At 67.2% G+C, this 25,229-nt stretch carries 19 protein-coding genes, 1 tRNA gene and 1 pseudogene; 6 read left to right on the plus strand and 15 right to left on the minus strand.

Features of this window, described 5'->3' with window-relative positions:
- Window positions 1-98 precede the first annotated feature (98 nt).
- From PK98_RS16675 to PK98_RS05695, 4 genes are all read right to left on the minus strand, one after another.
- On the minus strand, window positions 99-281 hold the full coding sequence (locus PK98_RS16675; RefSeq protein ID WP_152608543.1) for a hypothetical protein: 183 nt from the start codon (window positions 279-281) through the stop codon (window positions 99-101).
- A 58-nt stretch (window positions 282-339) separates the two neighbouring features.
- Complete coding sequence (locus PK98_RS05685; RefSeq protein ID WP_039094944.1) at window positions 340-1,563, minus strand: NADP-dependent isocitrate dehydrogenase; 1,224 nt, start codon at window positions 1,561-1,563, stop codon at window positions 340-342.
- A 145-nt stretch (window positions 1,564-1,708) separates the two neighbouring features.
- Window positions 1,709-1,783, minus strand: a tRNA-Val gene (locus tag PK98_RS05690).
- An 87-nt stretch (window positions 1,784-1,870) separates the two neighbouring features.
- A complete protein-coding gene (locus PK98_RS05695) occupies window positions 1,871-2,254 on the minus strand; it encodes a response regulator (RefSeq protein WP_039094946.1) in 384 nt (127 codons plus the stop codon).
- Window positions 2,255-2,374: 120 nt separating this feature from the next.
- Between PK98_RS05695 and PK98_RS05700 the strand changes: the two genes are divergently transcribed.
- On the plus strand, window positions 2,375-3,319 hold the full coding sequence (locus PK98_RS05700) for an N-formylglutamate amidohydrolase (protein WP_081996047.1): 945 nt from the start codon (window positions 2,375-2,377) through the stop codon (window positions 3,317-3,319).
- A 230-nt stretch (window positions 3,320-3,549) separates the two neighbouring features.
- On the opposite strand, the gene PK98_RS05705 is transcribed toward PK98_RS05700, so the two are convergent.
- Window positions 3,550-4,374 (minus strand): SapC family protein, encoded by an 825-nt coding sequence (locus PK98_RS05705; RefSeq protein ID WP_052208081.1) that lies wholly within the window; start codon window positions 4,372-4,374, stop codon window positions 3,550-3,552.
- 75 nt (window positions 4,375-4,449) lie between these two features.
- Window positions 4,450-5,922: an FAD-binding oxidoreductase gene (locus PK98_RS05710; RefSeq protein ID WP_052208083.1), complete on the minus strand. Its 1,473-nt coding sequence runs from the start codon at window positions 5,920-5,922 to the stop codon at window positions 4,450-4,452.
- Window positions 5,923-6,093: 171 nt separating this feature from the next.
- Here PK98_RS05710 and PK98_RS05715 point away from each other — a divergent pair, with 171 nt between their 5' ends.
- Window positions 6,094-6,579 (plus strand): hypothetical protein, encoded by a 486-nt coding sequence (locus tag PK98_RS05715; RefSeq protein WP_052208085.1) that lies wholly within the window; start codon window positions 6,094-6,096, stop codon window positions 6,577-6,579.
- A gap of 143 nt (window positions 6,580-6,722) precedes the next feature.
- Window positions 6,723-8,162 (plus strand): DEAD/DEAH box helicase, encoded by a 1,440-nt coding sequence (locus PK98_RS05720; protein WP_039094948.1) that lies wholly within the window; start codon window positions 6,723-6,725, stop codon window positions 8,160-8,162.
- 57 nt (window positions 8,163-8,219) lie between these two features.
- On the opposite strand, the gene PK98_RS05725 is transcribed toward PK98_RS05720, so the two are convergent.
- Window positions 8,220-10,469, minus strand: a complete 2,250-nt coding sequence (locus PK98_RS05725) for an ATP-dependent helicase (protein ID WP_407637615.1) — start codon at window positions 10,467-10,469, stop codon at window positions 8,220-8,222.
- Between the two features lie 203 nt (window positions 10,470-10,672).
- Here PK98_RS05725 and PK98_RS16680 point away from each other — a divergent pair, with 203 nt between their 5' ends.
- Window positions 10,673-11,311: a hypothetical protein gene (locus PK98_RS16680; protein ID WP_152608544.1), complete on the plus strand. Its 639-nt coding sequence runs from the start codon at window positions 10,673-10,675 to the stop codon at window positions 11,309-11,311.
- A gap of 52 nt (window positions 11,312-11,363) precedes the next feature.
- On the opposite strand, the gene rsmD is transcribed toward PK98_RS16680, so the two are convergent.
- Both rsmD and PK98_RS05740 read right to left on the minus strand, forming a co-directional pair.
- On the minus strand, window positions 11,364-11,909 hold the full coding sequence (gene rsmD / locus PK98_RS05735; protein ID WP_039094954.1) for a 16S rRNA (guanine(966)-N(2))-methyltransferase RsmD: 546 nt from the start codon (window positions 11,907-11,909) through the stop codon (window positions 11,364-11,366).
- A gap of 155 nt (window positions 11,910-12,064) precedes the next feature.
- Window positions 12,065-12,817 (minus strand): annotated as a pseudogene (locus PK98_RS05740) (pseudouridine synthase); the annotation flags it as partial.
- A gap of 150 nt (window positions 12,818-12,967) precedes the next feature.
- On the opposite strand from PK98_RS05740, the gene PK98_RS05745 reads away from it, so the two are divergent.
- Both PK98_RS05745 and PK98_RS17010 read left to right on the plus strand, forming a co-directional pair.
- Window positions 12,968-14,719 carry a cation:proton antiporter domain-containing protein gene (locus tag PK98_RS05745; protein WP_235425408.1) on the plus strand — a complete coding sequence of 584 codons (1,752 nt, stop codon included), beginning with the start codon at window positions 12,968-12,970 and terminating at the stop codon, window positions 14,717-14,719.
- A 69-nt stretch (window positions 14,720-14,788) separates the two neighbouring features.
- Entirely contained in the window at window positions 14,789-14,965 is a 177-nt protein-coding gene (locus PK98_RS17010; protein WP_161792407.1) for a hypothetical protein, read from the plus strand.
- A gap of 54 nt (window positions 14,966-15,019) precedes the next feature.
- Here the strand turns inward: PK98_RS17010 and alaS are convergent, their stop codons facing one another.
- From alaS to PK98_RS05775, 6 genes are all read right to left on the minus strand, one after another.
- Window positions 15,020-17,695 (minus strand): alanine--tRNA ligase, encoded by a 2,676-nt coding sequence (gene alaS / locus PK98_RS05750; RefSeq protein ID WP_039094958.1) that lies wholly within the window; start codon window positions 17,693-17,695, stop codon window positions 15,020-15,022.
- A 106-nt stretch (window positions 17,696-17,801) separates the two neighbouring features.
- The gene (gene recA, locus PK98_RS05755) at window positions 17,802-18,869 is read right to left on the minus strand and encodes a recombinase RecA (RefSeq protein WP_039094959.1); all 1,068 of its coding nucleotides are present in this window, start codon (window positions 18,867-18,869) and stop codon (window positions 17,802-17,804) included.
- 124 nt (window positions 18,870-18,993) lie between these two features.
- The gene (locus tag PK98_RS05760; RefSeq protein ID WP_052208087.1) at window positions 18,994-20,592 is read right to left on the minus strand and encodes a DUF4139 domain-containing protein; all 1,599 of its coding nucleotides are present in this window, start codon (window positions 20,590-20,592) and stop codon (window positions 18,994-18,996) included.
- Between the two features lie 24 nt (window positions 20,593-20,616).
- Complete coding sequence (locus tag PK98_RS05765) at window positions 20,617-22,131, minus strand: DUF4139 domain-containing protein (RefSeq protein ID WP_052208089.1); 1,515 nt, start codon at window positions 22,129-22,131, stop codon at window positions 20,617-20,619.
- A 34-nt stretch (window positions 22,132-22,165) separates the two neighbouring features.
- Window positions 22,166-24,613 (minus strand): hybrid sensor histidine kinase/response regulator, encoded by a 2,448-nt coding sequence (locus PK98_RS05770; RefSeq protein WP_052208091.1) that lies wholly within the window; start codon window positions 24,611-24,613, stop codon window positions 22,166-22,168.
- Window positions 24,610-25,173 (minus strand): DUF2062 domain-containing protein, encoded by a 564-nt coding sequence (locus PK98_RS05775; RefSeq protein WP_039094960.1) that lies wholly within the window; start codon window positions 25,171-25,173, stop codon window positions 24,610-24,612. The genes PK98_RS05770 and PK98_RS05775 overlap by 4 nt, the downstream gene beginning before the upstream one ends.
- Window positions 25,174-25,229 lie beyond the last annotated feature (56 nt).

Genomic DNA, 25,229 nt, shown 5'->3' on the forward strand with positions numbered 1-25,229 from the left:
GCCCGGCAGAGCCTTCGCGGGTGCAGCAATGTATGCTACCCGACAATATGGTTAACTCGATTGCTCCGCGCACCGAAAGGCTGCCCATGTTCACGAAGCTACTCTGCGCCACCAAAGGGCACCTGATCAATCGTCATCGTGTATGGCATGACAGTGTCGACTACCGCACGCGGTGCGATCGCTGTGGCCAGGAGATGGTGCGGGACGCTGCCGGATGGCAGGTATTCGACCACGCCGACCATGCGGCCGAACGCCTGCCCCACCCGCGGGACAGAAGTCACGGCTGACCGACCGGCATGGCCGCACGATGCGTGCGGCCATGCCCCCGGTTGAGCGGGCTCAGGCCCAGCTCGCCATTTCCGTCTCGAGGTTGTTCACGATCGCCTCAAAGAACTTCTCGGTCGTCAGCCACGCCTGCTCCGGACCGATCAGCAGCGCCAGATCCTTGGTCATCTTGCCGCTTTCGACGGTTTCGATGCACACGCGCTCCAGCGTCTCGGCGAACCGGACCACGTCGGGCGTGTTGTCGAACCGGCCGCGGTAGATCAGCCCCCGGGTCCAGGCGAAGATGCTGGCGATCGGGTTCGTGCTGGTGGCCTTGCCCTGCTCATGCTGGCGGAAGTGGCGCGTCACGGTACCGTGGGCAGCCTCGGCCTCCACGGTCTTGCCGTCCGGCGTCATCAGCACGGAGGTCATCAGGCCGAGCGAGCCGAAGCCCTGTGCGACCTGATCGGACTGCACGTCACCGTCATAGTTCTTGCACGCCCACACGAACTTGCCGTTCCACTTCAGCGCCGATGCGACCATGTCGTCGATCAGGCGATGCTCGTAGACGATGCCAGCTTCCTTGAACTTTTCCGCGAACCCTTCGGTCGCGAACACTTCCGCGAACAGATCCTTGAAACGGCCATCATACTTCTTGAGGATGGTGTTCTTGGTGGACAGGTACACCGGCCAGCCGCGGTTGAGGCCGTAGTTGAAGCTGGCACGGGCGAAGTCGCGGATGGAATCGTCCAGGTTGTACATCGCCAGTGCGACGCCGGGGGCCTTGAACTGGTAGACCTCCTTGTCGATCACCTGGCCATCCTCACCCTCGAACACCAGGCGCAGCGTGCCGGCGCTGGGCACCAGGAAATCGGTGGCGCGGTACTGGTCGCCGAAGGCATGGCGGCCGACCACGATGGGATCGGTCCAGCCGGGGATCAGCCGCGGCACGTTCTGGATCACGATCGGCTCACGGAAGATCGTGCCGCCCAGGATGTTGCGGATCGTGCCGTTCGGCGACCGGTACATCTCGTGCAGGTTGAACTCTTCGACGCGCGCCTCGTCCGGCGTGATGGTGGCGCACTTCACGCCCACGCCATACTGCTTGATGGCCTCGGCGGAATCGATGGTGATCTGGTCGCGCGTCTCGTCGCGCTTCTCCATGCCGAGATCGTAGTACTTCAGATCGATATCGAGATAGGGCAGGATCAGCCGCTCGCGGATCCACTGCCAGATGATGCGCGTCATCTCGTCGCCGTCGATCTCCACGACGGGGGTTGCGACCTTGATCTTCGCCATGCGGTTCATCCTGTCTGCTGCGGGTAGGTTCTAGCGCGGGTCCTTACGGAGCCGTTTGCGCCAAGGCAAGGAGCGGGCAGGCAGCAGGCGATGGCGCAAGAAAAAACCCCGCGATCCGGTCCGGATCGGCGGGGCTTTTGCGCGATGGTGGGCGTAGCAAGGATTGAACTTGCGACCCCTACGATGTCAACATAGTGCTCTACCACTGAGCTATACGCCCGCACCATCGTGGTTGCACCGATGCGTCAGCACCGGGGCAGGCGGCGCGATTAGCGCCCCCTGCGCATCAAGGCAAGAGGCTTTCCTGCTAACATGACATGCTGGGCACATCCTGCGCGAACAGCCGCTCGATCTCGCTCACCAGCGCCTTCAGATGGAATGGCTTGGACAACATCCGGGCAGGCTGCCCGCGCCCGTCCTGCAGCGCCAAGCTGACCGCGGCAAAGCCGGTAATGAACATCACCCGGGTCAGCGGGCTGATCCGCGCGCATTGCTGCGCCAGTTCGATCCCGTCCATTTCCGGCATGACGATGTCCGACAGCAGCAGATCGTATCCGCCCTCCTGCAGCAGCGGCACCGCCGCTGTGCCGCGATCGACGGCATCCACATGGTAGCCCGCTAGGCTGAGCGCACGAGTCAGGTAATGCCGCATCGCGGTGTCATCCTCCGCCAGCAGGATGCGCATGGTCATGGGCGAGCACTCCGGGATTGTGGCATGTGACCAGACCCATGGCACGGACAGGTTGACGGTTCCTTATCAGAGGGTGCTGACCCTTTGACTTGGCTGCCGATCGCCGCCAGCGTGTGACGGATGACCGGTACCCCGCCGGCAACCGGCGAGTCGCCGTGTGCCGAACTCCCGCCTGCAACCATTCCCGGCATGGAGGGACAACCTTCCTTCACGCTGGACATGCCGGCTGGCCTGCCGTTGCCGGTGCTGATCGCGGTGCCGCATGCCGGGCGCCTGTATCCGCCGGAACTTACCGCGCGCATGCGCCTGCCGGTTGTGGCAAGCATACGGCTGGAAGACCGGCTGGTGGATCTGGTCGGGCGTGCCGTCGCGCGGCGCACCGGTGCAGCCCTGCTGGTCGCGCAGGCGCCCCGCGCCATGATCGACCTCAATCGCGGCCCTGCCGACATGGACTGGGACATGGTCACGCGTCCCTGGCCTGCACGACCGCAGCACGTGACCAGCAGTCGTGCCCGCAGCGGGCTCGGGTTGATCCCGCGCCGACTCTCGGGCGTGGGAGAACTGTGGCGCGAACAGGTGGCACCGTGGGAACTGGAGGAGCGGCTGGCGCGGGTGCATCGCCCTTACCACCAGGCGCTGAACGACGCCCTTGCCTGCCTGCGCGCGCAATGGGGTGCGGTGCTGTTGCTGGACCTGCACTCCATGCCGCCCCTCGGCTCGCGCGGGCTCTCGATTGCAGCTGCCTGCGTGATCGGGGATCGGTTCGGCGTGACCTGTGCACCGGATTTGGCTGCAGCGGCGATTGGGCAGATGGCGGCGTATGGCCGGCAGCCTGCACACAACCGACCCTATGCCGGCGGCTATGTGCTGGACCGGCATGGTGCGCCGGGTCGCCACACGCATGCGTTGCAACTGGAACTGTGCCGCACGCTGTATCTGGACAGCCATCTGCAGGATGCCGGGCCAGGACTGTCGCGCACCATCGACGAGGTGGCCGGGCTAGTGCAGCGGCTCGCGGCCGAGCTGACGTCATCCGCATCCGCCATGCCCATGGCGGCAGAGTAGGCCCCACAAGAAAAAACCACCTCGTGCAGATGCACGAGGTGGCCAAGGTTCAGGGAGGAGGCACGTCACAGGCCGGAGCCTGTGGTGCCTGTCCGATCGGGCCATGAGGGGAGCGCCGATCAGACAATGGGAAAATAGGCTGCTGCGAACCTAATGCAAGACCCGGGTGGCGCTTATTTTGCAGGTGCAGCAACGCACCTGCCGCACAAGCGCCACGCCTTGTCGGCCAATCAGTTGCCCGGCAGCGAAGCCGCCGCTTCATCCAGCGATGCCCCGCCATTGCCGCTGGCGGAGGCACCCGGGCCCTTGCCCATCGCAGTTTGCCGGGCGAAGATCACGCGCATCAGGTCGAGCGACAGGATCTGCGCGTAGAGCAGCGGCAGCAGGCCGTTCTCGTTCCACTTGCGCAGCTGATCGCCTCGCAGCTCCTTCAGCTTCTCCTGGTTGATCATGCGGAAGCCACGATAGATGTACGGCTGCCCGTTCGGCTCGTCGTTGCGCTGGATCGACACTTCGCCGTCCATCAGCAGGCCGGCCTTCTCGATCTCGGACACGAAGGCCTGCGTGCGCAGCCCGGCTTCCTCGAACCGCTCGCAGAACTGCAGCAGGGCCTGCGTGTGCGGGCTGGGCTGGTCATCCGCGAACAGCTCGTTGCCTTCGTCCGACTGGCCGACCAGGTCGCTGGTCGGATCGAAGCACAGCGAGAGATTGTCCGAATTGCGGTCCAGCTTGGCCAGCAGGAACGGATAGCGGCGGATGTAGGCGGGGACGTAGAAATCCTCGGTCGCCTTGCCGTCCTGGTCGAAGAACACGTTGATGCCTTCGTTCAGGCCCATCAGCGCCAGCGGCACCGGATTGTCGCCGGCGGAGAACACGATGGGAAAGTGGCGCTGCGCCTGGGCAAACTCATCGACAGTAATCGGGATGGCATGCTGGCCGGCGGCCCAGCCGGCGCGATCCACGCTGCGCGCACGCCAGCCGGCATGATCGCGGCTGTTGAGGGGCATCAGATCCTTGTAGAACAGGGGCAGATTGGCTTGCGGCGCGCTGGCCATGGTCGAACTCTCCGGTAACTAGCGTGGGCTCAGCTTCGCGAAGGTTCCCCCCTCCGCAGAAATTGAGCGGGTGCCTTAATCGCCGCCGTAAGCCGGTGCAAGCGCGCTACGCGATGCTGCGGGGGTCGGCAGGAGCTTGCCGGGATTGAGCAGGCCGCGTGGGTCAAGCGCCTGCTTGATCGCCCACATCATCGTCAGTTGCACAGGATCGGCCAGGCGAACCAGTTCGTCCGCCTTCAATTGGCCAATTCCGTGTTCGGCACTGATCGTGCCGCCCCATTCCGTCACAAGATCGTGCACGAACGCACTGATCTGCTTGCCTTCCTCACGCTCCCACGCTGCACGCTCGCTGCCCGGTGGAGCGATCACATGGTAATGCACGTTTCCGTCCCCCAGATGACCGAAGGCGATGGCGGTCGTGCCGGGGAAGCGTTGCTCTGTCAGCGGCACGGCGTGTTCCACGAAGCTTGCCATGCGTGCCACCGGCACGGCGATGTCGTGCTGCATGGCCGGGCCGATCGCCCGCTCGGATGCGCTGATCTCCTCCCGCAAGGTCCAGAACTGTTCCGCCTGCGTCTCGTTGACAGCGACCGTGGCATCCTCGATCAGTCCCGCTTCGAACCCCTGCTCCAGCAACGCCTGTGCCAGGTCGGGCAGCGCATCGGCACGGGGCTGGTCCGCGGCCAGTTCGATCAGGGCATACCAGGCATGGTCCTGCCCCAGCGGACTGCGGGTGCCCGGGACATGGGCCAGCACCGCATGGTGGCTGTGGAGCGGCAGCACCTCGAACGCCTCCAGCACCTCGCCCGCCAAGGTGTCGGCCATCAGCAGCAGCTCCCGCGCGGCGGCGACCGAGCCCAGGCCCACCCACAACACCTGCCTGGCCGCCACCGCCGGCAGCAGGCGCAAGGTGGCGGCGGTGATGATGCCCAGCGTGCCTTCCGATCCGATCAGCACCTGCTTCAGGTCGAATCCGCGATTGTCCTTCTTCAGCGGGGTCAGGGTATCGAACACGGACCCGTCCGCCAGCACGGCCTGTAGCCCGAGCACCTGTGCGCGCATGGATCCATGCCGCAACACCTGCGTGCCCCCCGCATTGGTGGAGACGAGGCCGCCGATCGTCGCCGATCCCTTGCCGCCCAGTGTCAGGGGGAAGCGCAGGCCCTGTGCCTCGGCCGCATCATGCAGCGTCTGCAGCACGACGCCGGCCTCGCAGGTCACCTCCCGCGCGCCGGCATCCAGGCGCGTGATCGCGTTCATGCGCCGAAGCGACAGCAACACAGCGGTGCCGGTGGCATCCGGCGTTGCCCCGCCCGACATTCCGCTGTTGCCACCCTGCGGCACGATCGGCACGCCGTGTTCGGCACACAGCCGCATCAGCGCGGCCACCTCTGCGGCGCTGGCAGGGGACGCGAGTGCCATCGCCTGCCCGGTGTAGCGGCCACGCCAGTCGGTCAGCCAAGATTGCATCAGCTCGGGGTCGCGGGTCAGTCCGCGCGGCCCAAGCAGGTCCGCTGCGGCGGACAGGAAGGCGGTGATGTCGGCCATGGTCGATCCATGCCATGCACAGCTTCGATTGCAAGGCACATGCCCGATGGTCCCGATCGACACGCCGTTCCTCCAGCGAGTTCAGGCGGTATTCAACCGGCCGGATTAGATCTGCCGCCGAAACGCTGCCCATGGCAGCTGACGGAGCAACCGGGTGCGCCTCACCAGCCGATGAACAGTCCCCTCCTCTTCGTCACGGCTCCGCTTGCCGCGCTGCTGCTGCCTGTCACGGCCGACCGGCCGTCCACAGTGCTATCCGACGCGGTAGAGGATGCGGTCGGGGGTGCCCCGGCCAGCCAGGTTCGCATCGAACGTCGGGTGATCATCCGGGTCGGCCCGAGCGCACCCGTCCGTCAGCCGCGAACTCCGGTGTCCCGGCGGGTCGTGCAGCAGCCGGCAGGCAATTGCGTGACGGTGGGCGCAATTGGCGGGGTCGAGCCCACGCGCGACAACCGGCTGCTGCTGTTCATGCGTGACCAGCGCCTGCTCGCGGCGGAGCTGACGGATGGCTGTCGTGCCGCACATTTTTATGCCGGTTTTTACATGGAAAACAGCGATGATGGGCAGTTGTGTGTGGGCCGCGACCATCTGCATGCCCGCGATGGCTCGGATTGCCAGGTAACCAGCCTGCAACGACTTGTCGCTGCCCCACGCTGAGCCCACGGTCGACCCGGAAAAACTTGACTGTTTCCGGATCCTGTGCATAGGCGCAGCGTGACCGTTGCCTTTTGACCGGGCGACAATTTACCCGCCGGCGATCCATTGGGAAACCGGCCGCCATACCGGACATTCTTGCCCTCATGACCTTTGCCGATCTCGGCCTTTCCGACGAACTCCTGCGCGCCGTGGAAACGGCCGGCTATACAGAGCCGACGCCAATCCAGGCGCAGGCCATTCCCCAGGTCCATATGATGAAGGACCTGATCGCGGTGGCGCAGACCGGAACGGGCAAGACCGCCAGCTTCGTGCTGCCGATGATCGACATCCTCAGTCATGGCCGTCGTCGGGCGCGCATGCCCCGTTCGCTGATCCTGGAGCCCACGCGCGAGCTGGCGATGCAGGTGGCGGAGAATTTCGAGAAGTACGGCGCGAACCACGACCTGAAGCTCGCCCTGCTGATCGGCGGCGTGCAGATGGGTGATCAGGTCAGGGCGCTGGATGAAGGCGTCGACGTACTGATCGCGACGCCAGGCCGGCTGATGGATTTGTTCGAACGCGGCAAGATCCTGCTGACCGGGTGCGAGCTGCTGGTGATCGACGAGGCGGACCGGATGCTCGACATGGGGTTCATCCCCGATATTGAATTCATCTGCGAGAAACTGCCGACCACGCGGCAGACGCTGCTGTTCTCGGCCACCATGCCCGGGCCGATCAAGAAGCTGGCCGACCGTTTCCTGACCAGCCCAAAATATATCGAGGTTGCGCGTCCGGCGACCGCCAACATCAACATCACGCAGTTCAAGGTGGCGGTCACCGCGCGCAAGAAGCAGGATGTGCTGCGCAGCCTGCTGCTGAAGGAAGATGTGCAGACCGGCATCATTTTCGCGAACCGCAAGACGACCGTGCGCGACCTGAACAAGAACCTGCGCCGGCTTGGCTTTGCCAGCGGGGAGATCCATGGCGACATGGACCAGGCGAGCCGCATGGCGGAGCTCGCCCTGTTCAAGGCCGGCAAGATCAATCTGCTGGTCGCCAGCGACGTCGCCGCGCGCGGGCTGGACATCAAGGGTGTCAGCCATGTGTTCAACTACGACACGCCATGGCACCCGGACGATTACATCCACCGCATCGGCCGCACCGGTCGCGCTGGCGCCACGGGTCGTGCCTTTACCTTCGTCGCTGGCGAGGATGCGGAAGCGATCGCCAACGTCGAGAAGCTGACCGGCCTGAAGATCCCGGTCTTCACGCTGGACGACGCGGCGGAACAGGTCGAGACAGCCCCTGCCCTGCCGGCGGCGCCTGCCGAGGTCGAGAAGCCCGCCCGCGAGGACCGCCCGCGCAGGAGCGAGGGACGGACGCGCCGGGGCGAACAGCGCCGCGACCAGCCCCGGAAGGCGGAAGCCGCAGCCGAGGAACGCATCCGGCCGGAGCCGCCGCAAGAAGCGCCACGTGCCCCTGCCCCGGAACGCAGCCAGCGGGTGGAACCGGCCCCGCGCCGCCATTACCCGGCCGACCCGCCGAGCCTGCCGGGCGAGTGGAACGGACCGGTGCCTGGATTTCTGGGCATATCTGCTCTCTGATTGTCAGGGCGTCCTGATCGGCAGTGATGCTGCCGATCAGCCATCGCCACGCCGAGATCAGGCCAGCTTCAGGAAGCTGTCGATCACCCGCTTGCGCCCGCTGGTCTCGAACTCGATCTCCAGCTTGTTGCCGTCCTGCGACAGCACGGCGCCATAGCCGAACTTGTCATGGAACACGCGGGCACCCACCGCCATGTCGGTGCGCGGTTTGGCCGCAAAGCTGGCGGCCGAGCGGGTAGCTTCGCGCACGCGCGTGGGTGCGGTCTCATATCCGGTGGCCAGTGCCCGCTGCCACCCCGGACCGCGCTGCTGCGCACGATCGGGCGCGGCATTCGCCAGATGGGCGAAAGGATCCTCCGTCTCCGTCCAGTTCGCGCGCCACAGACTGGCGCCGCCGGTCATCGTCGTCTCGACGGCAACATGCGCGGCGGGCAGCTCCCCCACGAAGCGGCTGGGGATCGAGCTGGTCCACTGGCCATAGATGCGACGGTTGGCAGCGTGCATGATGGTGCACCGCCGCCGCGCACGGGTGATCGCGACATAGGCCAGCCGCCGCTCCTCCTCCAGGCTGGCAAGGCCGCCTTCATCCAGCGCGCGCTGGCTGGGGAACACGCCTTCCTCCCAGCCGGGCAGGAACACATTGTCGAATTCCAGACCCTTGGCCGCATGGATGGTCATGATGGTGACCTTCTCCGTGTCATCCGCCTTGTCGTTGTCCATCACCAGGCTGACATGTTCCAGGAAGTCGCCGAGCGTCTCGTATTCCTCCATGGCGCGGGCCAGCTCCGTCAGGTTCTCCGCCCGCTGCCCGCTCTCCACCGACTTGTCGGCTTTCAGCATCGTATCATAGCCCGACTGGTCCAGCACGACGCGCAGCAGTTCCGATGGGGTGACCGCCTCCGCCATTTCCCGCCAGCGCAGGAAGTCACGCATCATTCCGGCAATCGTACCGGCCGCACGCGCCGGCAGCTCGTCACTGTCGGCCAGCTGCAGCGTCGCCGCCGCCAGCGGCAGGCCGGTGGCCCGCGCGTGGCTGTGCATCTTCTCTAGTGTCTTGGCGCCGATGCCACGCTTGGGCTGGTTGTGGATCCGCTCGAACGCAAGGTCGTCGCTGGGTTGGGCGATCACCCGCAGATACGCCAGCGCATCGCGGATCTCGGCCCGATCGTAGAACCGGAACCCGCCGACGATGCGGTAGTTCAGCCCGATCTGGACGAAGCGGTCCTCGAACTCGCGAGTCTGGTATTGCGCGCGCACCAGTATCGCGACCTTGTTCAGCGGGGCACCCTCGCGCTCCAGCCGCTCGATCTCCTCGCCGACGCGGCGGGCCTCCTCGGCTGCGTCCCACACCCCGATCACCCGGACCTTGTCCCCGCCACCAGCCTCGGTCCACAAGGTCTTGCCCAGCCGCTCGCTGTTGGCGGCGATCAGGCCGGACGCTGCCGCCAGAATCTCGGGCGTGGAGCGATAGTTCTGTTCCAGCCGGATCACTGTCGCGCCCGGAAAGTCCTTCTCGAAACGCAGGATGTTGGCGACCTCGGCACCGCGCCAGGAATAGATCGACTGATCGTCGTCACCCACCACGCAGATATTGCGCCGCTCCTGCGCCAGCAGCCGCAGCCACAGGTACTGGACGGCGTTGGTGTCCTGGTACTCGTCCACCATCACATATTTGAAACGGCGCTGATACTGCTCCAGCACGTCACGATGGGTGCGCAGGATGTTGAGCATGTGCAGCAGCAGATCACCGAAGTCGCACGCATTCAGCGTCCGCAGCCGGGCCTGGTACAGGGTGTAGAACTGTGTGCCCTTCCCGTTGACCCACGCCTCGTTCTCCAGCGCGTCGAGCTGGTCCGGATTGAGGCCGCGGTTCTTCCAGCGATCGATCAGGCCCGCCAGCTGCCGGGCGGGCCAGCGCTTCTCATCCACGCCGTGTTCGACGATCAGCTGCTTCAGTAGGCGCAACTGATCGTCCGTGTCGATGATCGTGAAGTTCGGCTGCAACCCCACGACCTCGGCATGACGCCGCAGCATCCGCGCGCAGATCGAGTGAAAGGTGCCGAGCCAGGGCATACCTTCCACCGCATCGCCGATCAGCGCGCCGACACGATGGCGCATCTCGCGCGCCGCCTTGTTGGTGAAGGTCACGCACAGGATTTCTGACGGCCAGGCCCGCCGGGTACCCACCAGCCAGGCAAGGCGCGCAGTCAGCGCGGCGGTCTTGCCGGTGCCGGCGCCGGCCAGCATCAGCACCGGTCCCTCGGTGGCGAGTACGGCTTCACGCTGTGGAGCGTTCAATCTCGCCAGCCAAGGAGGGACATTCTGATCGGGGACGACTTCGCTGCTCACAGCGAACAGTTAGGGAACATCATGGCGGGTGGCAAGGCTGGCACGTGCATCCACCATTTACCTGCAAACCGTGTAAATAGTGCGACCAGCGCCGGACCCATTACCAATGGAGAACGTTCTCCCGCCACATTCACCAAGTTATACGCTTCGGGAGAAGAATAATGAGAAACATAGTTTTTGCCAGCATTGGTGCCGTCGCAATCGCCATGGCCCCCGGTATTGCCGGTGCGCAGCAGGGTACGTCGGGTAGCATGCCGGGCCAGACCACCATGGGCTCCGGAACGGGTACGACAACGACCATGCCGCCGCGCACCGGAACCGGGCCGCAGACTACCACCCCGCGTCCGACCACCCCGCCGACCACCGGCACTCCGCCGCGCGGTAGCGGGACGGGCGCCACCACGGCGCCCGCGGGGACCCCTCCCCCGCCGTCCGGCACGACCGCGCCACGCCAGGGCACCATGCCCCCGGCAGCAGGCACGACCGCACCGCGGCCCGGTGCGACGCCGCCCGCCCCCGGCGGCGCCATGGGCGCCCCGCCGCGCCCCGCGGCCCCGGGAATGGGTTCAGGCATGGGCACGACCCCGCCGGCAGGTAGCGCGATGGGCGCGGGCATGGGTGGCTCGGCCACAGGTGCCGCAGCGCGGCCGATGGGCGCGCCGGCCGGATCCACTGCTGGACAGCCGCAGTTCACCAGCAACCAGATGGTACAGGCGACTCCGGGCCACACCACGCCGGCACAATATCCGACGTGCAGCCGCACTGTGACCGACGGCTGCGTCAATCGCGGCGCACGCTAAGGTCTGACGTCAATGCGCAGGGTCGCCCGGCAACGGGCGGCCCTGTCGCGTTTTACTCGGACGGTCGTGCCACGACCAGCCGAGCCGATCCAACCTTGCGCTCCGTATCGATCGTGAAGGCGGGCAGACGTACCTCTTCCCTGGCGGCAACCTCCAGCGCCACCCAGCTTGACGGTCCGATCCAGCCAAGCCGCGCCATCCGGTCCAGCGCAACGCCACCGGCGCCGCTGCCATAAGGCGGATCCAGCAGCACCAGGTCCAGCATCTGCCGCGGCGCTCCGATCTGCGTCGCCGATCCGGCGTGCACGATGGCTCTAGTCTGCGCTCGCAAGGCGGCAATGTTCGCTCGCAATACTCGCAAGGCCTCGGCATCCTGCTCCACGAACAGGCACGACGCTGCCCCGCGAGACAGCGCCTCCAGTCCAAGCGCGCCCGATCCGGCGAACAGATCGGCCACCACCAATCCTTCAAACGTGCCGAGCCGGCTCGCCAGCATGGAGAACAAGGTCTCCCGCGTGCGATCGCCGGAGGGGCGGGTCACCTCCCCACTGGGTGCGCGCAAGGGATGACGGCGCCATTCGCCGGCAATGATCCTCATGCCGGCTTCCCGCGACGGCTCACAGGGGCACGGCGCCCGCGATCGCCACTCTCACCACCACCGGGACCGGATCGGCGTGGCGGCCGCGAACTTGGCGGACGTGGGCTGTGCTGAGGACCGGTGCCCGCCGGTTTCACCGCCTGCTTGCCCGCTGCCTTGCGCAGGCTGGCGGCGAAGCGATCGGTCATCTCGCGGGGGATCTCGTCCGCCGCCCCTCGTGGCAGGTCGCCCAGCGGGAACGGGCCATATGCGGTGCGCAGCAGCCGGCTGACCTGCAGGCCAAGATGCTCCAGCACGCGCCGCACTTCCCGGTTCTTGCCCTCGCTCAGCGTCAGCTCGATCCACTGGTTGTGCCCGGTGCTGCGTTCCAGATTGGCATCGATCCGGCCATAGCGGATGCCTTCCACCGTGATGCCCTCGATCAGCTCCTCCAGCTGGGCCTGGCTGATGTCCCCGAAGGTTCGCGCGCGATAGGTGCGCGGTACGCCATTTGCCGGCAGCTCCAGCAGCCGCTTGAACTCGCCGTCATTCGTCATCAGCAGCAGGCCCTCGGTGTTGAGGTCGAGCCGGCCGATCGGCATCAGCCTTCCCGTCCCCGCCGGAACGGCGTTGCGCAACGCGTTGTAGATGGTCGGGCGGCCGGCCGGGTCCCGCTCGGCCGTGAGCAGGCCGGCCGGCTTGTGGAACCGGAACAGCCTGGTGCGTTCGGGCTCGGCCACGGGCTGACCATCGACCGTGATCCCCCGCAGGTCCGGCAGGATCGTGGCCGGCGTGTCGATGATGACGCCGTTCAGCGCGATCCGGCGATCGGCGATCATCCGCTCGATCTCCCGCCGGCTGGCGACGCCGGCGCGCGCCAGCAGCTTGGCGATCCGTTCGCCCGTGCGATCCTGTTCCGGTTCAATCATTTTCGCCGCATAGCGATGATGCGGCGCAGCGCCAATCGTCTTGCCGCGCCGATGGGATGTTCTGGCCCGCGGCGCGGAACGACCCGGGCGCAAAGTTCAGAAACGTTGTGTTACCGTCATCCAGGCACGATAGTGCGCGCCATGCACGCAATGCACATCTCCCCTACCCTGTCCGATGCCCTTGTCATTCTCGTCGCAGCGGGCATCGTCATTCCGGTCTTTGCCCGGTTTCGCATCACCCCGATCATCGGCTTCATCCTGGTCGGCCTGCTGGTCGGCCCCTTTGGTCTTGGCCGCATGGTGCCCCAGCAGCCCTGGCTGACCTGGATCACGATCACCGATCCGGAAGGCCTCGCCCCGTTTGCCGAGTTCGGCATTGTGCTGCTGCTGTTCACCATCGGGCTGGAGCTCAGCTTCAATCGCCTGTGGGCCATGCGGCGGCTGGTCTTCGGCCTGGGCGCGCTGGAGCTGCTGATCAACGCTTCGCTGCTGGCCGGTCTGCTGGTCCTGCTGGGGCAGTACTGGACCGGCGCATTGGGTCTCGGCCTGGCGCTGGCGCTGTCCTCCACGGCGCTGGTGCTCCCGATGGCGGGCACGCACACGCCGGTCGGTCGCGCGGCCTTGGCCATGCTGCTGTTCGAGGATATCGCCATCGTGCCGATCATCTTCCTGCTCGGCGCATTGGCGCCTGTCGCCGGCAGCAACGGGGTGGACGGTCTGCTCGACACGCTGCTGCTGGGTGTGCTGGTCGTCGGTGGCATGATGGTGATCGGCCGCTATGCGTTGCCATACCTGTTTGCGCAGGCGGCCCGGACCAAGAGCCCGGAGCTGTTCCTGGCCGCCAGCCTGCTGGTCGTGATCGGTGCCAGTCTCGCCACCGGCCTGATCGGCCTGTCACCGATCTTCGGCGCGCTGATCGCCGGGCTCCTGATCGCCGAGACCGAGTACCATGTCGAGGTCGAGGGGATCATGGAGCCGTTCAAGGGCCTGGCGCTCGGCGTGTTCCTGATCACGGTCGGCATGGGCATCGACCTGGTACAGCTCTGGAGCAATCTGGGCCCGATCGCACTGGCCGTCGTCAGCGTGCTGACGCTGAAGGCGGTGGTCACCGGCGTGCTGCTGCGGCTGATGGGGGCCCGTCTCGGCACCGCGACGGAGACGGGTATCCTCATGGCCAGCCCGTCCGAAACCACGCTGATCGTGCTGGCGACCGCCGCCACCGCACAGCTGATCCAGCCGGGCACCGCTCAGTTCTGGCAGATGGTGACCGCCATCGGCCTCACCATCACGCCGCTGCTGGCGGCCCTGGGCCGGCTGATCGGCCGGCGGATGGATCCCGTCCCCGCCCTCCCCGATGCTGCCGAGGACGGCGACGAGCCGCGCGCCATCATCATCGGCTGCGGCCGGGTGGGACGGCTTGTGGCCGACATGCTGCGCTATCACGGCAAGCCCTACATCGCGATCGATGCCGATGCCGACACGGCGGAGCGCAGCCGGCGGGAGGGCTACAATGCCGTGTTCGCCAACGGCGCCCGGATCGAGGCGCTGGAACGGCTGGGCGTGGCAAACTCACCGGCGGTGATCCTGACCATGGACGAGCCTGTGCTCGCCCAGCGGATCACCCGCAAACTGCGCTCCGCCTATCCCGGGCTGCCGATCATCGCCCGCGCCCGTGATCCGCAGCATGCCGGTGACCTGTACCGCAGCGGCGCGACGACCGCCGTGCCGGAGACACTGGAAAGCAGCCTGCAACTATCGGAAGCGGTGCTGGTCGATCTGGGAGTCGCGATGGGCCCGGTGATCGCCTCCATCCACGAGAAGCGCGACGAGTTCCGCGACGCGATCATGCAAGGGGGCGCGCTGGATCATAAGCCCAAGCTGCGCACCAGCACGGTGGGCTGAAACCCGACGGTGAACCAAGTGCGCGCTCCGGGCGTTCTTCTGTGCAGCGACACTGACAGGAGAGAGACCTTGAGCCAGACGAACAACCCGGCCGATCGCCGCGACGATTCCGGTACCAGCCCTGCACAGCAGACCGGCGAGAGTGCCGGCAAGGTCGGCGCGGGCCGGTCTGATCGCGACATGAAGCACGATACCGCGCGCGGCTCCGAGCCTGAGCAGCGCGGCGTCGCCGGCCATCGTGAATAACTGACGAACCGCCTGCCACCGGGCGGGCGGTTCGATACCAGGCCGGTTGGCGGACTAGCCCGCCACCGGCTCGGTCGTGAGATGCGCCCGCACGGCATCCAGTGCGGCATGCGCCTGATTGCCGTCCGGACCACCGCCTTGCGCCATGTCCGGGCGTCCACCGCCACCCTTGCCGCCAAGCGCCTCCACGCCGGCACGCACCAGCTGCACCGCATCGAAGCGGCCAATCAGGTCGTGCGTCACGGCGACCGCAATGGTCGCGCGGCCATCGTTGACCGCGACAATCGCCGCCACGCCCGAGCCTAGACGCTGCTTGGCCTGATCCAGCAGGCCGCGCAGATCGCGCGCTTCCAGGCCCGGGATCACCTGACCGGCGAAGCGAGTGCCGGCGATCTCCTCGTCCGCCGCCGCGCTCGCTGTGTTACCACCGCCGCCGAGTGCCAGCTGCTTCTTCGCCTCGGCCAGCTCGCGCTCCAGCCGACGACGTTCCTCCAGCAGCGTTACGACACGGGCCGGCGCCTCCTCGGGCGTTGCCTTGATGGTGGCAGCGATGCTCTTCAGCGCCTCCTCGCGGCCGACCACCCAGTTGCGGGCACCCTCACCCGTCAGTGCCTCAATCCGCCGGATGCCCGAGCTGACCGCGCTTTCGCCGATGATGCGGAACAGGCCAATATCGCCCGTGGCGCTCACATGGACGCCGCCGCATAGTTCGACCGAGTAGGTCCGCCCGCTTGCGTTCCAGTCGGCGCGACCGATGGACAGCACGCGCACTTCCTCGCCATACTTCTCGCCGAATAGCGCCATCGCGCCCGCGGCGACCGCATCGTCCGGGCTCATCAGGCGGGTGGTGACCGGCTCGTTGAAGCGGATCTCCGCGTTGACCTCTGTCTCCACCGCGGCGAGCTGCGCGGGTGTCAGCGGCTGCGGGTGGGAGAAATCGAAGCGCAGGCGATCAGGCGCCACCAGCGAACCCTTCTGCGTCACATGGTCACCCAGATGATTGCGCAGCGCAGCATGCAGCAGGTGCGTGGCGGAGTGATTGGCACGGATGGCATCACGCCGCGCGACGTCCACCTGAAGGTGCAGGTCACTGCCCGTTCGCACCGTACCGGTCACCACCCGGCCGTGCATCGCGTGCAACTTGCCGAGCGGCTTGGCGGTGTCGGTGATCTCGATCAGCAGGCCGGCATCGCTGGTGGCGGATCCGCTATCGCCCACCTGGCCGCCGCTCTCGCCATAAAACGGCGTCTGATTGGCCAGAACGATGATCTCGTCACCGGCGGCGGCCTCGGCCACTTCCGCGCCGTCCACGATCAGCGCTACTACCTGACCATCACCCTTGGTGGCGGTATAGCCGGTGAACTCGGTCGCACCGGCGCGTTCCAGGATGTCGAACCACAACTCGCTGTCCGCAGCCGCGCCCGAGCCCTTCCAGGCAGCGCGGGCCGCCGCCTTCTGCTCCGCCATGGCCGCATCGAACCCGGCGCGATCGACCGCGATGCCGCGATCGCGCAGCGCGTCCTCGGTCAGGTCATACGGGAACCCGAACGTGTCATACAGGCGGAACGCCGTTGCGCCCGGCAGGCTGTCACCGCCGGTCAGCCCGCTCGTTGCCTCGTCCAGCAGGCGCAGTCCCTTGTCCAGCGTCTGCCGGAACCGGGTCTCCTCCCGCTCGAGCACTTCGGTGATCAGTGCCTGCGCGCGGGGCAGTTCGGGGAAGGCCTGACCCATTTCCTGGACCAGTGTCGGCACGATCCGATGCATCAGAGGCTCGCCAGCACCCAGCAGATGTGCGTGACGCATGGCGCGTCGCATGATCCGGCGCAGCACATACCCACGACCTTCATTGGCTGGCAGCACGCCGTCCGCGATCAGGAAACTGGTCGAGCGCAGATGATCGGCGATGATCCGGTGGCTGGCGATGGTCGCATCGTCGGCGCGGGCGCCCACGGCATCCTGGCTGGCGGTGATCAGCGTCCGGAACGTGTCCGTCTCGAACACATTGTGCACGCCCTGCAGCACGCCCGCGATGCGCTCCAGCCCCATGCCGGTGTCGATGGAGGGACGCGGCAGGTCGGCGACGATCTGGTCGGCTTCCTGCAGGTGCTGCATGAACACCAAATTCCAGATCTCGACAAAGCGGTCGCCATCCTCGTCCGGCGATCCTGGGGGACCACCGGCGATCTCCGGACCGTGATCCCAGAAGATCTCCGAGCACGGGCCACATGGACCATCCGAGCCCATGGCCCAGAAATTGTCCTTGGTGGCGATGCGGATGATGCGCTCGTCCGGCAGACCGGCGATGCGCCGCCACAGATCGGCCGCCTCGTCATCGGTGTGGTAGACGGTGACGCACAGCCGGTCGGCGGCAAGGCCGAACTCGCGGGTCACCAGGGCCCAGGCGTGCTCGATCGCCTGTTCCTTGAAGTAGTCGCCGAAGCTGAAATTGCCCAGCATCTCGAACAGGGTCAGGTGCCGCGCGGTGTAGCCGACATTGTCGAGATCGTTGTGCTTGCCCCCGGCGCGCACGCATTTCTGCGAGGAGGTGGCGCGCGGCGCCGGCGGAGCTTCCAGACCAGTGAACACGTTCTTGAACGGGACCATGCCCGCATTCACGAACATCAGGCTGGGGTCGTTGTACGGCACCAGCGGAGCCGACGGCACGATCTTGTGATCGTTGCGCCCGAAGAACTCGAGGAAGGTGCGGCGGATATCGTTGGTGGAGGTCATTGCGCCGCCGGATTAAGCGGCGGAATGGCCGGCGGCAAGCGGGATCAACCTGCAGGCCGCACCGTGCCGATGCCGCAGGGCGGCACGACACGGCGCGTGAGCTTTCTCAGAACTCGGCATCTTCCGCATCGGGGCCGACCATCATCTCCTCGGCCACCTTGTCGGTCCGGCTGCGGATCGCCGCCTCCAGCTTGTCGCGCAGTTCGGGATTGTCGCGCAGGAAGGTCTTGGCGTTCTCCCGGCCCTGCCCGATGCGGACACTGTCATAGGAGAACCAGCTGCCGGACTTCTCCACCAGCCCGGCCTTCACGCCAAGATCCAGGATCTCGCCGATCTTGGACACGCCTTCGCCGTACATGATGTCAAATTCGACCTGCTTGAACGGAGGGGCAACCTTGTTCTTCACGACCTTCACGCGCGTGGCGTTGCCGACGATCTCGTCACGATCCTTGATCTGTCCGGTACGGCGGATGTCCAGACGGACCGACGCGTAGAACTTCAGCGCGTTGCCTCCCGTGGTCGTCTCCGGGTTGCCGTACATCACGCCGATCTTCATGCGCAGCTGGTTGATGAAGATCACCATGCAGCGGCTGCGGCTGATGGAGCCGGTCAGCTTGCGCAGCGACTGCGACATCAATCGTGCCTGCAGGCCGACATGGCTATCGCCCATCTCGCCCTCGATCTCCGCACGCGGCACCAGGGCGGCGACCGAATCGACCACCAGCACATCGATCGCATTGGATCGCACCAGCGTATCCACGATCTCCAGCGCCTGCTCGCCCGTATCGGGCTGCGACACGATCAGCTCGTCGATGTTCACGCCCAGCTTCTTGGCATAGACCGGGTCCAGCGCATGTTCCGCGTCGACGAACGCAGCCGTGCCGCCACCCTTCTGCGCCTCTGCAATGGTGTGCAGGGCCAGCGTCGTCTTGCCGGAGCTTTCCGGGCCATAGATCTCGATCACGCGCCCGCGCGGCAAGCCGCCGACGCCTAGCGCGATATCGAGGCCGAGCGAGCCGGTGGAGATCGATTCCACCTGCATCGTTTCCTTCGAGCCCAGCCGCATGGCCGAGCCCTTGCCGAACGCCCGGTCGATCTGGGCGAGCGCTGCATCCAATGCCTTCTGACGGTCCAAGTTCTTGTCCTTTTCGACCAGCTTCAGTTCTGCCGCCATCCGTGCCTCCGTCAGAACACCCCGCCATGGCAAGCCCTCTTGCAATAGGCTGTGGATGTTTCTGACCATGTATTCGCTTTGTTCCTTTGGAACAAGTGGCGAACAGATAATTTCCTACCCCGTTTCAATCCATGCCGGCCACCGGCCGGACGCTCCAGCGCAGCTGTCGGGTGGCAGCAGCCGGGACAACCAGTTCGGTCACCGTCATGCCGTCCTTCAACCGGGTGTCCCGCAGACCGGCGACCCGCCCGAGTGATGGTCGGTAAACTTCCAGCCGCACCTGCACGGGCGTGGTCCCGGCATTGCTGATCGTCGCCGCCATCTGCTGGCTGCGACGCCCGGCGCGAACCTGCTGGCAGGTCAGATATACCTGCGTGCTGGCCGCCAGTGCCACGCCGACCTGCTGCCCCGCCGCTCGGTCGGGCAGGCTTTCCTCTCCGATCAGCAGGTCACCCGCGGCCGTCGGTTCGAACAGGGTCAGCCCGCCAGACGGCAAGGCGATCCCCAGTCCATGTTCCTGGTCGTTCACCGTCTCCAGCCGCATGTCGAATGGGCGCGCGGTCTCGCTGCCCCAGTCCGGCAGGCAGGTTGCCCGGTAGACCAGCGTCGCGGCGATCCCGTCGCGCTGGAGGAAGGCGATCTGCTTCTGCCCCCTGGCGGCCACCGTCACCGGCTCCGGCACCCGGTAGAGCCGCAGGCCCCCAAGTTCCTCCTCCTGCGCGATCATGGCGATACGCGCGCCGGTGACGGTGATGTTGTCCGCTACCGGGGCCGGTGGTGGTGGTGGTGGTGGAGGTGGGGGTGGCGCCATCGCCTCCATCATCGGCGCGAAGGCACCGATGTCCAATGCCTCGGTACCTTGGGCCGTGCTGCCCAGCGGATAGCAGGTGAGATTGAGCGGTCGGGCCTGTGGCGGGCTGGCAAGACGACGGAAATCGCTGGTGATGTTCAGCGTGCCGGCCACCACCTGCAGCTCCGCACCCGGGAAACTCTGCCCATTGTCGTTCAGCAGGGTCAGCCAGCTGGTCAGCCCCAGCCGCACGTCACCCGGACGGTCCGCGACCCGATCGGGCGCAGCCAGCAGCGCGACATGATGTGCCTGCCAGTCGAACCCCCAGGACAGGTAGGTCAGCTCCACCTCGTAAGTCCCGCCGACGGCATCGGCCGCCTGGATGGAGAAGACCGGCTGCGGCGAGAGCCCGTCCGGCACCCGGTCGAAGCTCAGCCGCTCCGGCAGGCCCGAACAGCGCACGGCTTCGAACCCTTGCGCGGTCTGCACCACCAGCCCGCCATCGGCGCGGGTGCGGATGATGGCGGGTTCCGCCTGTTCGCGCCCGGTGGCCGGGTTCGTGCGGGTGAGCGTCACGCGATTGCCCAGCGTACCATCCACCAGCGCCGCAGGACCGAGCAGATCGGCATCGCGGTTCTGCTCGACCGGGCCGCCCGGCAGGCCGGTGACGATGGCGCTGACCGCGATCATGCCTTCCGCCACACCGGTGAAGCGGATTGTGGACTGCCCGGGCGGCAACGTCACCTGCCGCCGTTCCGTGATCATGGCAAAGCCGCGGGGCCAGCCGCGGTTCATGGCCGCATCCGGGCTGCGATCAGGATCGCGGTAGATCGTGACGGCATGGGCCAGCGGGGCCGACGCATCCACCACGCTCTGCGCACTGGCGGGCGCGGCCATGGCCAGCGCCAGCACTCCTCCGATGATCGCGCGCATGGCGTGCCCCCCGCGTGCCGCGGATCAGTAGCGGGTTTCGTAGGTGACGGTCACATCCGCCCGCCCGTTCGCGGGCACGGGCACGACATGGAGCCGCCGATCGGCATCGAGCTGCCGCCCCATGACGCTTTCCTGCACCGCACGCGTGTCGTTCAGCCACCAGTTGTTCGACAGGCCGCTCTGCAGCAGGTCGACCTCCACCGGCTGCGAACGGGCGTTGGTCAGGGTGTAGCGCATCGTCGTGCGCCAGTATTCCACCGCCTGCTCCACCGTCGCCGTGCTGGTGCTGCCATCATCCTGCGTCACGCGGTACCGGGCGCTGGCCGCGAACTCACCGGCGGAAATCCGCTCCCGCGCGGTCACCTGCGCCTCGACGGTTATGTCGAACGCCTCTCCGGTGGTCAGGCCCAGCTGGCTGCCGGCCGGGCTGTGGCGGACCTGGTCCTCGCCGATGAATTGCGGGTTGCCGGCCTGGTCACGCTGGTAGAAGCGTACTGTTCCGGCCGGCAGCGCATCGCCCAGGCCGGTTTCGGGCCCGGCCGCCCCGGTGCTGAACTGGATCAGGCTGGTGGCGTTCACGGGCGCCTCGTCACTGGTCAGCCAGGGCACCTCCCGGAAGAAGGCCCGGCGCGCCGGAACACCCTGCACGTCCAGGAAACTGACCTGCTTGGTCTGGTTGCTGGCGATGGTGGTCGGCTGCGCCAGGGGATAGAGGTAATAATCACCCACCCTCTCCCGCTGGGCACTGCCGGTACCCGGCTGGAATGGCGCGACCCCAGCCCTGCGCGTCGGGCCATACTGCGGCTGGCCCGTTCCGGGAGATCCGGCGACCAGCAATGTGCGGGCATTGCTGAAGGTCGTGCCGGTCTGGTTGTTCAGCGTGATCCAGCCCTGCATCGCCATCGTGCCGGCCGCCTCGTCGAACAGGGCCACATAATCGGCATTCCACGCCAGCCCTGTGGTGAGATAACGAATAGCGACAGGCCGGCTGCCGGCGGCCGTGCTGTCTACCGTGACCGACAGGGTCGGCCGGGCGCGCAGGTTGGGCGGCACCTCGTCGAAGATCACCCGCACAGGCAGGCCATCGTCACGCAACACCTCGATCCGCTCGCCGATCTGCACCACCACGCCGCCGGCGGTGGATAGGACCGTCGCCCGCTCCCGCACCTCCGCGCCGGTGCCCGGATTGGTGCGGATCAGCGTGACCGGACGCCCGACCGCCTTCTCCATCAGGCTGCCGGGCGTCAGCAGGTCGAAATCGAAATTCTGCTCCACGATCCCGGCATCCGCCGTCGCGAAGCCCAGCGTCTCCGGCCGGATGCGGGCGGACACGTCAGGCAGGACGACCGTGCTGCGGCCGCGGGGAATCGCGAGCTGGCGAACGTCCTGCACCAGCGCCTGATCGTTGTTGTAGATGGTGACCGAGACATCGCCCTGCGCGCTTGCGCCCAGCGGCATGGTGGCGTCCTGCGCCTGTACGGGCATGGCCGCGGCGAGCAGCAGGCCGGCACAGGCGATCGATCCCTCACGATGCAGCATTCCGGCATCCCCCACTGGCGCCGCGCCCGACGAATCAGCGTGCGGCGATCACCTGCCCCACCTTGGCGGCAATCTGCGCAACATTGAAGGGCTTGGCCAGGAAGTGCAGGTCGGGCTCGTCGATCTCGCTGCGCAGCTGGGCCTCGGCATAGCCGGACATGAACAGGACCGGCATGTCGGGCACCATCGTGCGGATGGCGCGGACCATGGCCGGGCCATCCATCACCGGCATCACCACGTCGCTCACCACCATGTCGAACGGCTGCCCTGCCGCCAGCGCGTTGCGCAGCTGCTCCAGGCCCTCCTCGCCATCGCCGGCGGTCACGACCTCATGCCCGGCGCGCAGCAGGGCGCGCTGCGCCACCAGGCGCACCATGTCCTCGTCCTCCACCAGCAGGATGCGCGCGCCGCCCGACCAGTCGCCGCTGCCGGCCAGCTCCGGCTCTGGCGGCGGCGCGGCGAGCCGGTCGAGCTCCTCCGCGGTGGCACGGTGCACGGGGAGGAAGATGGTGAAGCGCGCGCCCTTGGCCGATCCTGGCCCGGTGGCCAGCCCGGCCACATTGTCGGCGAAGATGAACCCGCCGGACTGCTTCACGATGCCATAGACCGTGGACAGGCCGAGTCCGGTGCCCTTCCCCTGCTCCTTCGTGGTGAAGAACGGCTCGAAGATCTTGGGCAGATGCTGTTCGGGGATGCCGCCGCCATCATCTTCCGCGATCAGCGCGGTATATTCGCCGGGCGGGATGATCTGGCTGTCCATGCGGGCGATGTCCGCCGCACTGATCCGCCTTGTGGTGAAGCTCAGCGTGCCGCGCGCCTGATCGCCGCGCCGGGCCTGGATCGCATCGCGCGCGTTCACCGCCAGATTGACGATCACCTGCTCCAGCTGCCGCGGATCTGCGCGCACCACGCCCAGATCGCGGTCGTGCCGCACCTCCAGCGTGATGTGCACGCCCAGCAGGCGCTTCAGCAGCTGGCTCACCTCGGCCAGCACGTCGGGCAGCTGCAGCACCTGCGGCTGCAGCGTCTGCTGGCGGGAGAAGGCGAGCAGCTGCCGTGTCAGGGAAGCGGCGCGGTTGGCATCCGCCTTGATCTGCTGGATCTCGCCATAATCGCTGTCGCCGGGCAGGTGCCGCATCAGCATCAGGTCGCACTGCCCGATGATGGAAGTCAGTACATTGTTGAAATCGTGCGCCACGCCGCCCGCCAGCTGGCCGATCGCCTGCATCTTGCTGGCCTGCGCCACCTGCCGCTTGAGCCGGCTCTGCTCCGTGCTGTCGATCAGCGACAGCAGCACCGCCGCCTCGCCCAGCCCGCGGACACCCGCCAGCCCCAGCGTGACCGGTTCCTCGGGCCCGGAGCGCAGGCGTACGGTGATCTCGTCCGACGTGGGGGTGCCCTGCCCATGGCGGCGCACCCCGGCGGACAGCTCCGCCTTGTCCTGCCGCACCACCAGGTCGGTAGGATAGGTCGGCAACGGCTGTCCCTGCACACCAGCCGCGCGGGCGAAGGCGGGATTGGCGAACAGCAGCCGTCCGTCACGGTCCGCCACCGCCAGGCCCAGCGGCAGCGATGCCAGCACCGCCTGCAGCTGCGCTGCCTGATCGGCCGGTTCCGTGCCCCAGCCGGCAAGCTGCGCGCCGGCATCGACCAGCAGCACCAGCGTTCCGCCGCCGTCGCCCAGCGGCGCGGACACCATCGCCTGCGGGCGGCCGTCGCGTCCCTCCCGGGCGAAGTAGATCCGCTCCCGCTCGTCGGCGCGCAGCAGGGTGGCGAGTTCCTGCCCTGCCAGATTGGCTTCCGCATCGCCCGCAGCCCGGGCCGCAAAACCGTGCGTCACGGCGGCAAGGGCACCATCATGTGCCACCAGCGCGGCCTCGATGCCGGCGGTGGACAGCAACTGGCCCATGCCGCCGGCCAGCTGATCGGCCAGGGCTGCCGCCGGATCGGTCGGTTCGGCCGGATGGAAGCGCCAGATCAGGTGATCCTCGCCCACGCCGGTGCGTCGGACGCTGGCCGTCCAGCTGCCGTTCCGGCCGGTCACCGCGACAGGGCCGCCGGAACCGTCACGCCATGCCGTGCGGATTGCGGCGCCAAGCGCGTCCACCTGCGCCTCTTCCAGGGGGACGCGCGGCGGGGCGATCGTGGCGCCGAACGCGGTTACATAGATGGTATTGGCGCAGACCAGCCGATTGGCCCGGTCGGTGATGGCGATGGCAGCGCCGCTCTGCGCGCCGTCCACCTCGATCGCGCCCCCCGTGACGGACCAGTCCGGCAGCAGCACTTCGCCCGCGGCCGGCTGGTCCAGCCTTCGGCGCAGCAGCAGCCAGGCCAGGACGCCCAGCGTCAGCAGGCCGCCGGCATAGGCCGCCAGCAGCAACAGGCTGCCGGTAGCATGGTTCAGCAGGGCGAGGCTGGCCGCGACAGCCGCCGCGAGCGCCAGCCCTTCGCCGACGGTCAGGCGGGCACGGCCCTCGCTCAAGACCCGACCTGGTCCGGTTCGCGGCGCATCCGCCTGTGGCGACGATTTTTCCAGCGCCGGGCCACGACGAGGCGCCACACCAGCGCGGCCACGGCATAGCCGATGATGGCACTCAGGATCGCCAGGATCAGGTAACCCAGCGCGGTTGCGCCGGCTGCTTCGACGAACCAGTCCAGCCAGCCCCAGACGCCGCCATCCAGCCGCTCGGGCGCCGTGCCGCCGGTCGCCTGATCCATGAACAGGGCCCAGTGACCCAGCCGGTTGGCCAGGACCAGGAAGAACGGCAAGGTGAAGGGATTGGTCAGGAAGGTCGCCGCCGCGCCGACAGGCACATTGGCACGCAGCGGAAGGGCCAGGAACGCGGCCAGGAAGATCTGCCCCACCGGCACGATGAAGCCGGCGAACAGCCCCAGCGCCACCCCGCGCGGCACCGAGCGGCGGGTGAAGCGCCACAGTTCAGGGCTGAGGAAACGATGCGCTATGGGAGCGAGCCAACGGTTCTGGCCCATCTCCTCCCGCGTCATCATGCGCGGCCGCCACCATTTCTCACCTTCAGCCATGGCCTGCGCTTTACACCTTTGGCGGGGGAGCGGAAGCAGGCGGGCACACGATCATC

Source organism: Croceibacterium mercuriale, from assembly GCF_000802385.1.
Lineage (GTDB): Bacteria > Pseudomonadota > Alphaproteobacteria > Sphingomonadales > Sphingomonadaceae > Croceibacterium > Croceibacterium mercuriale.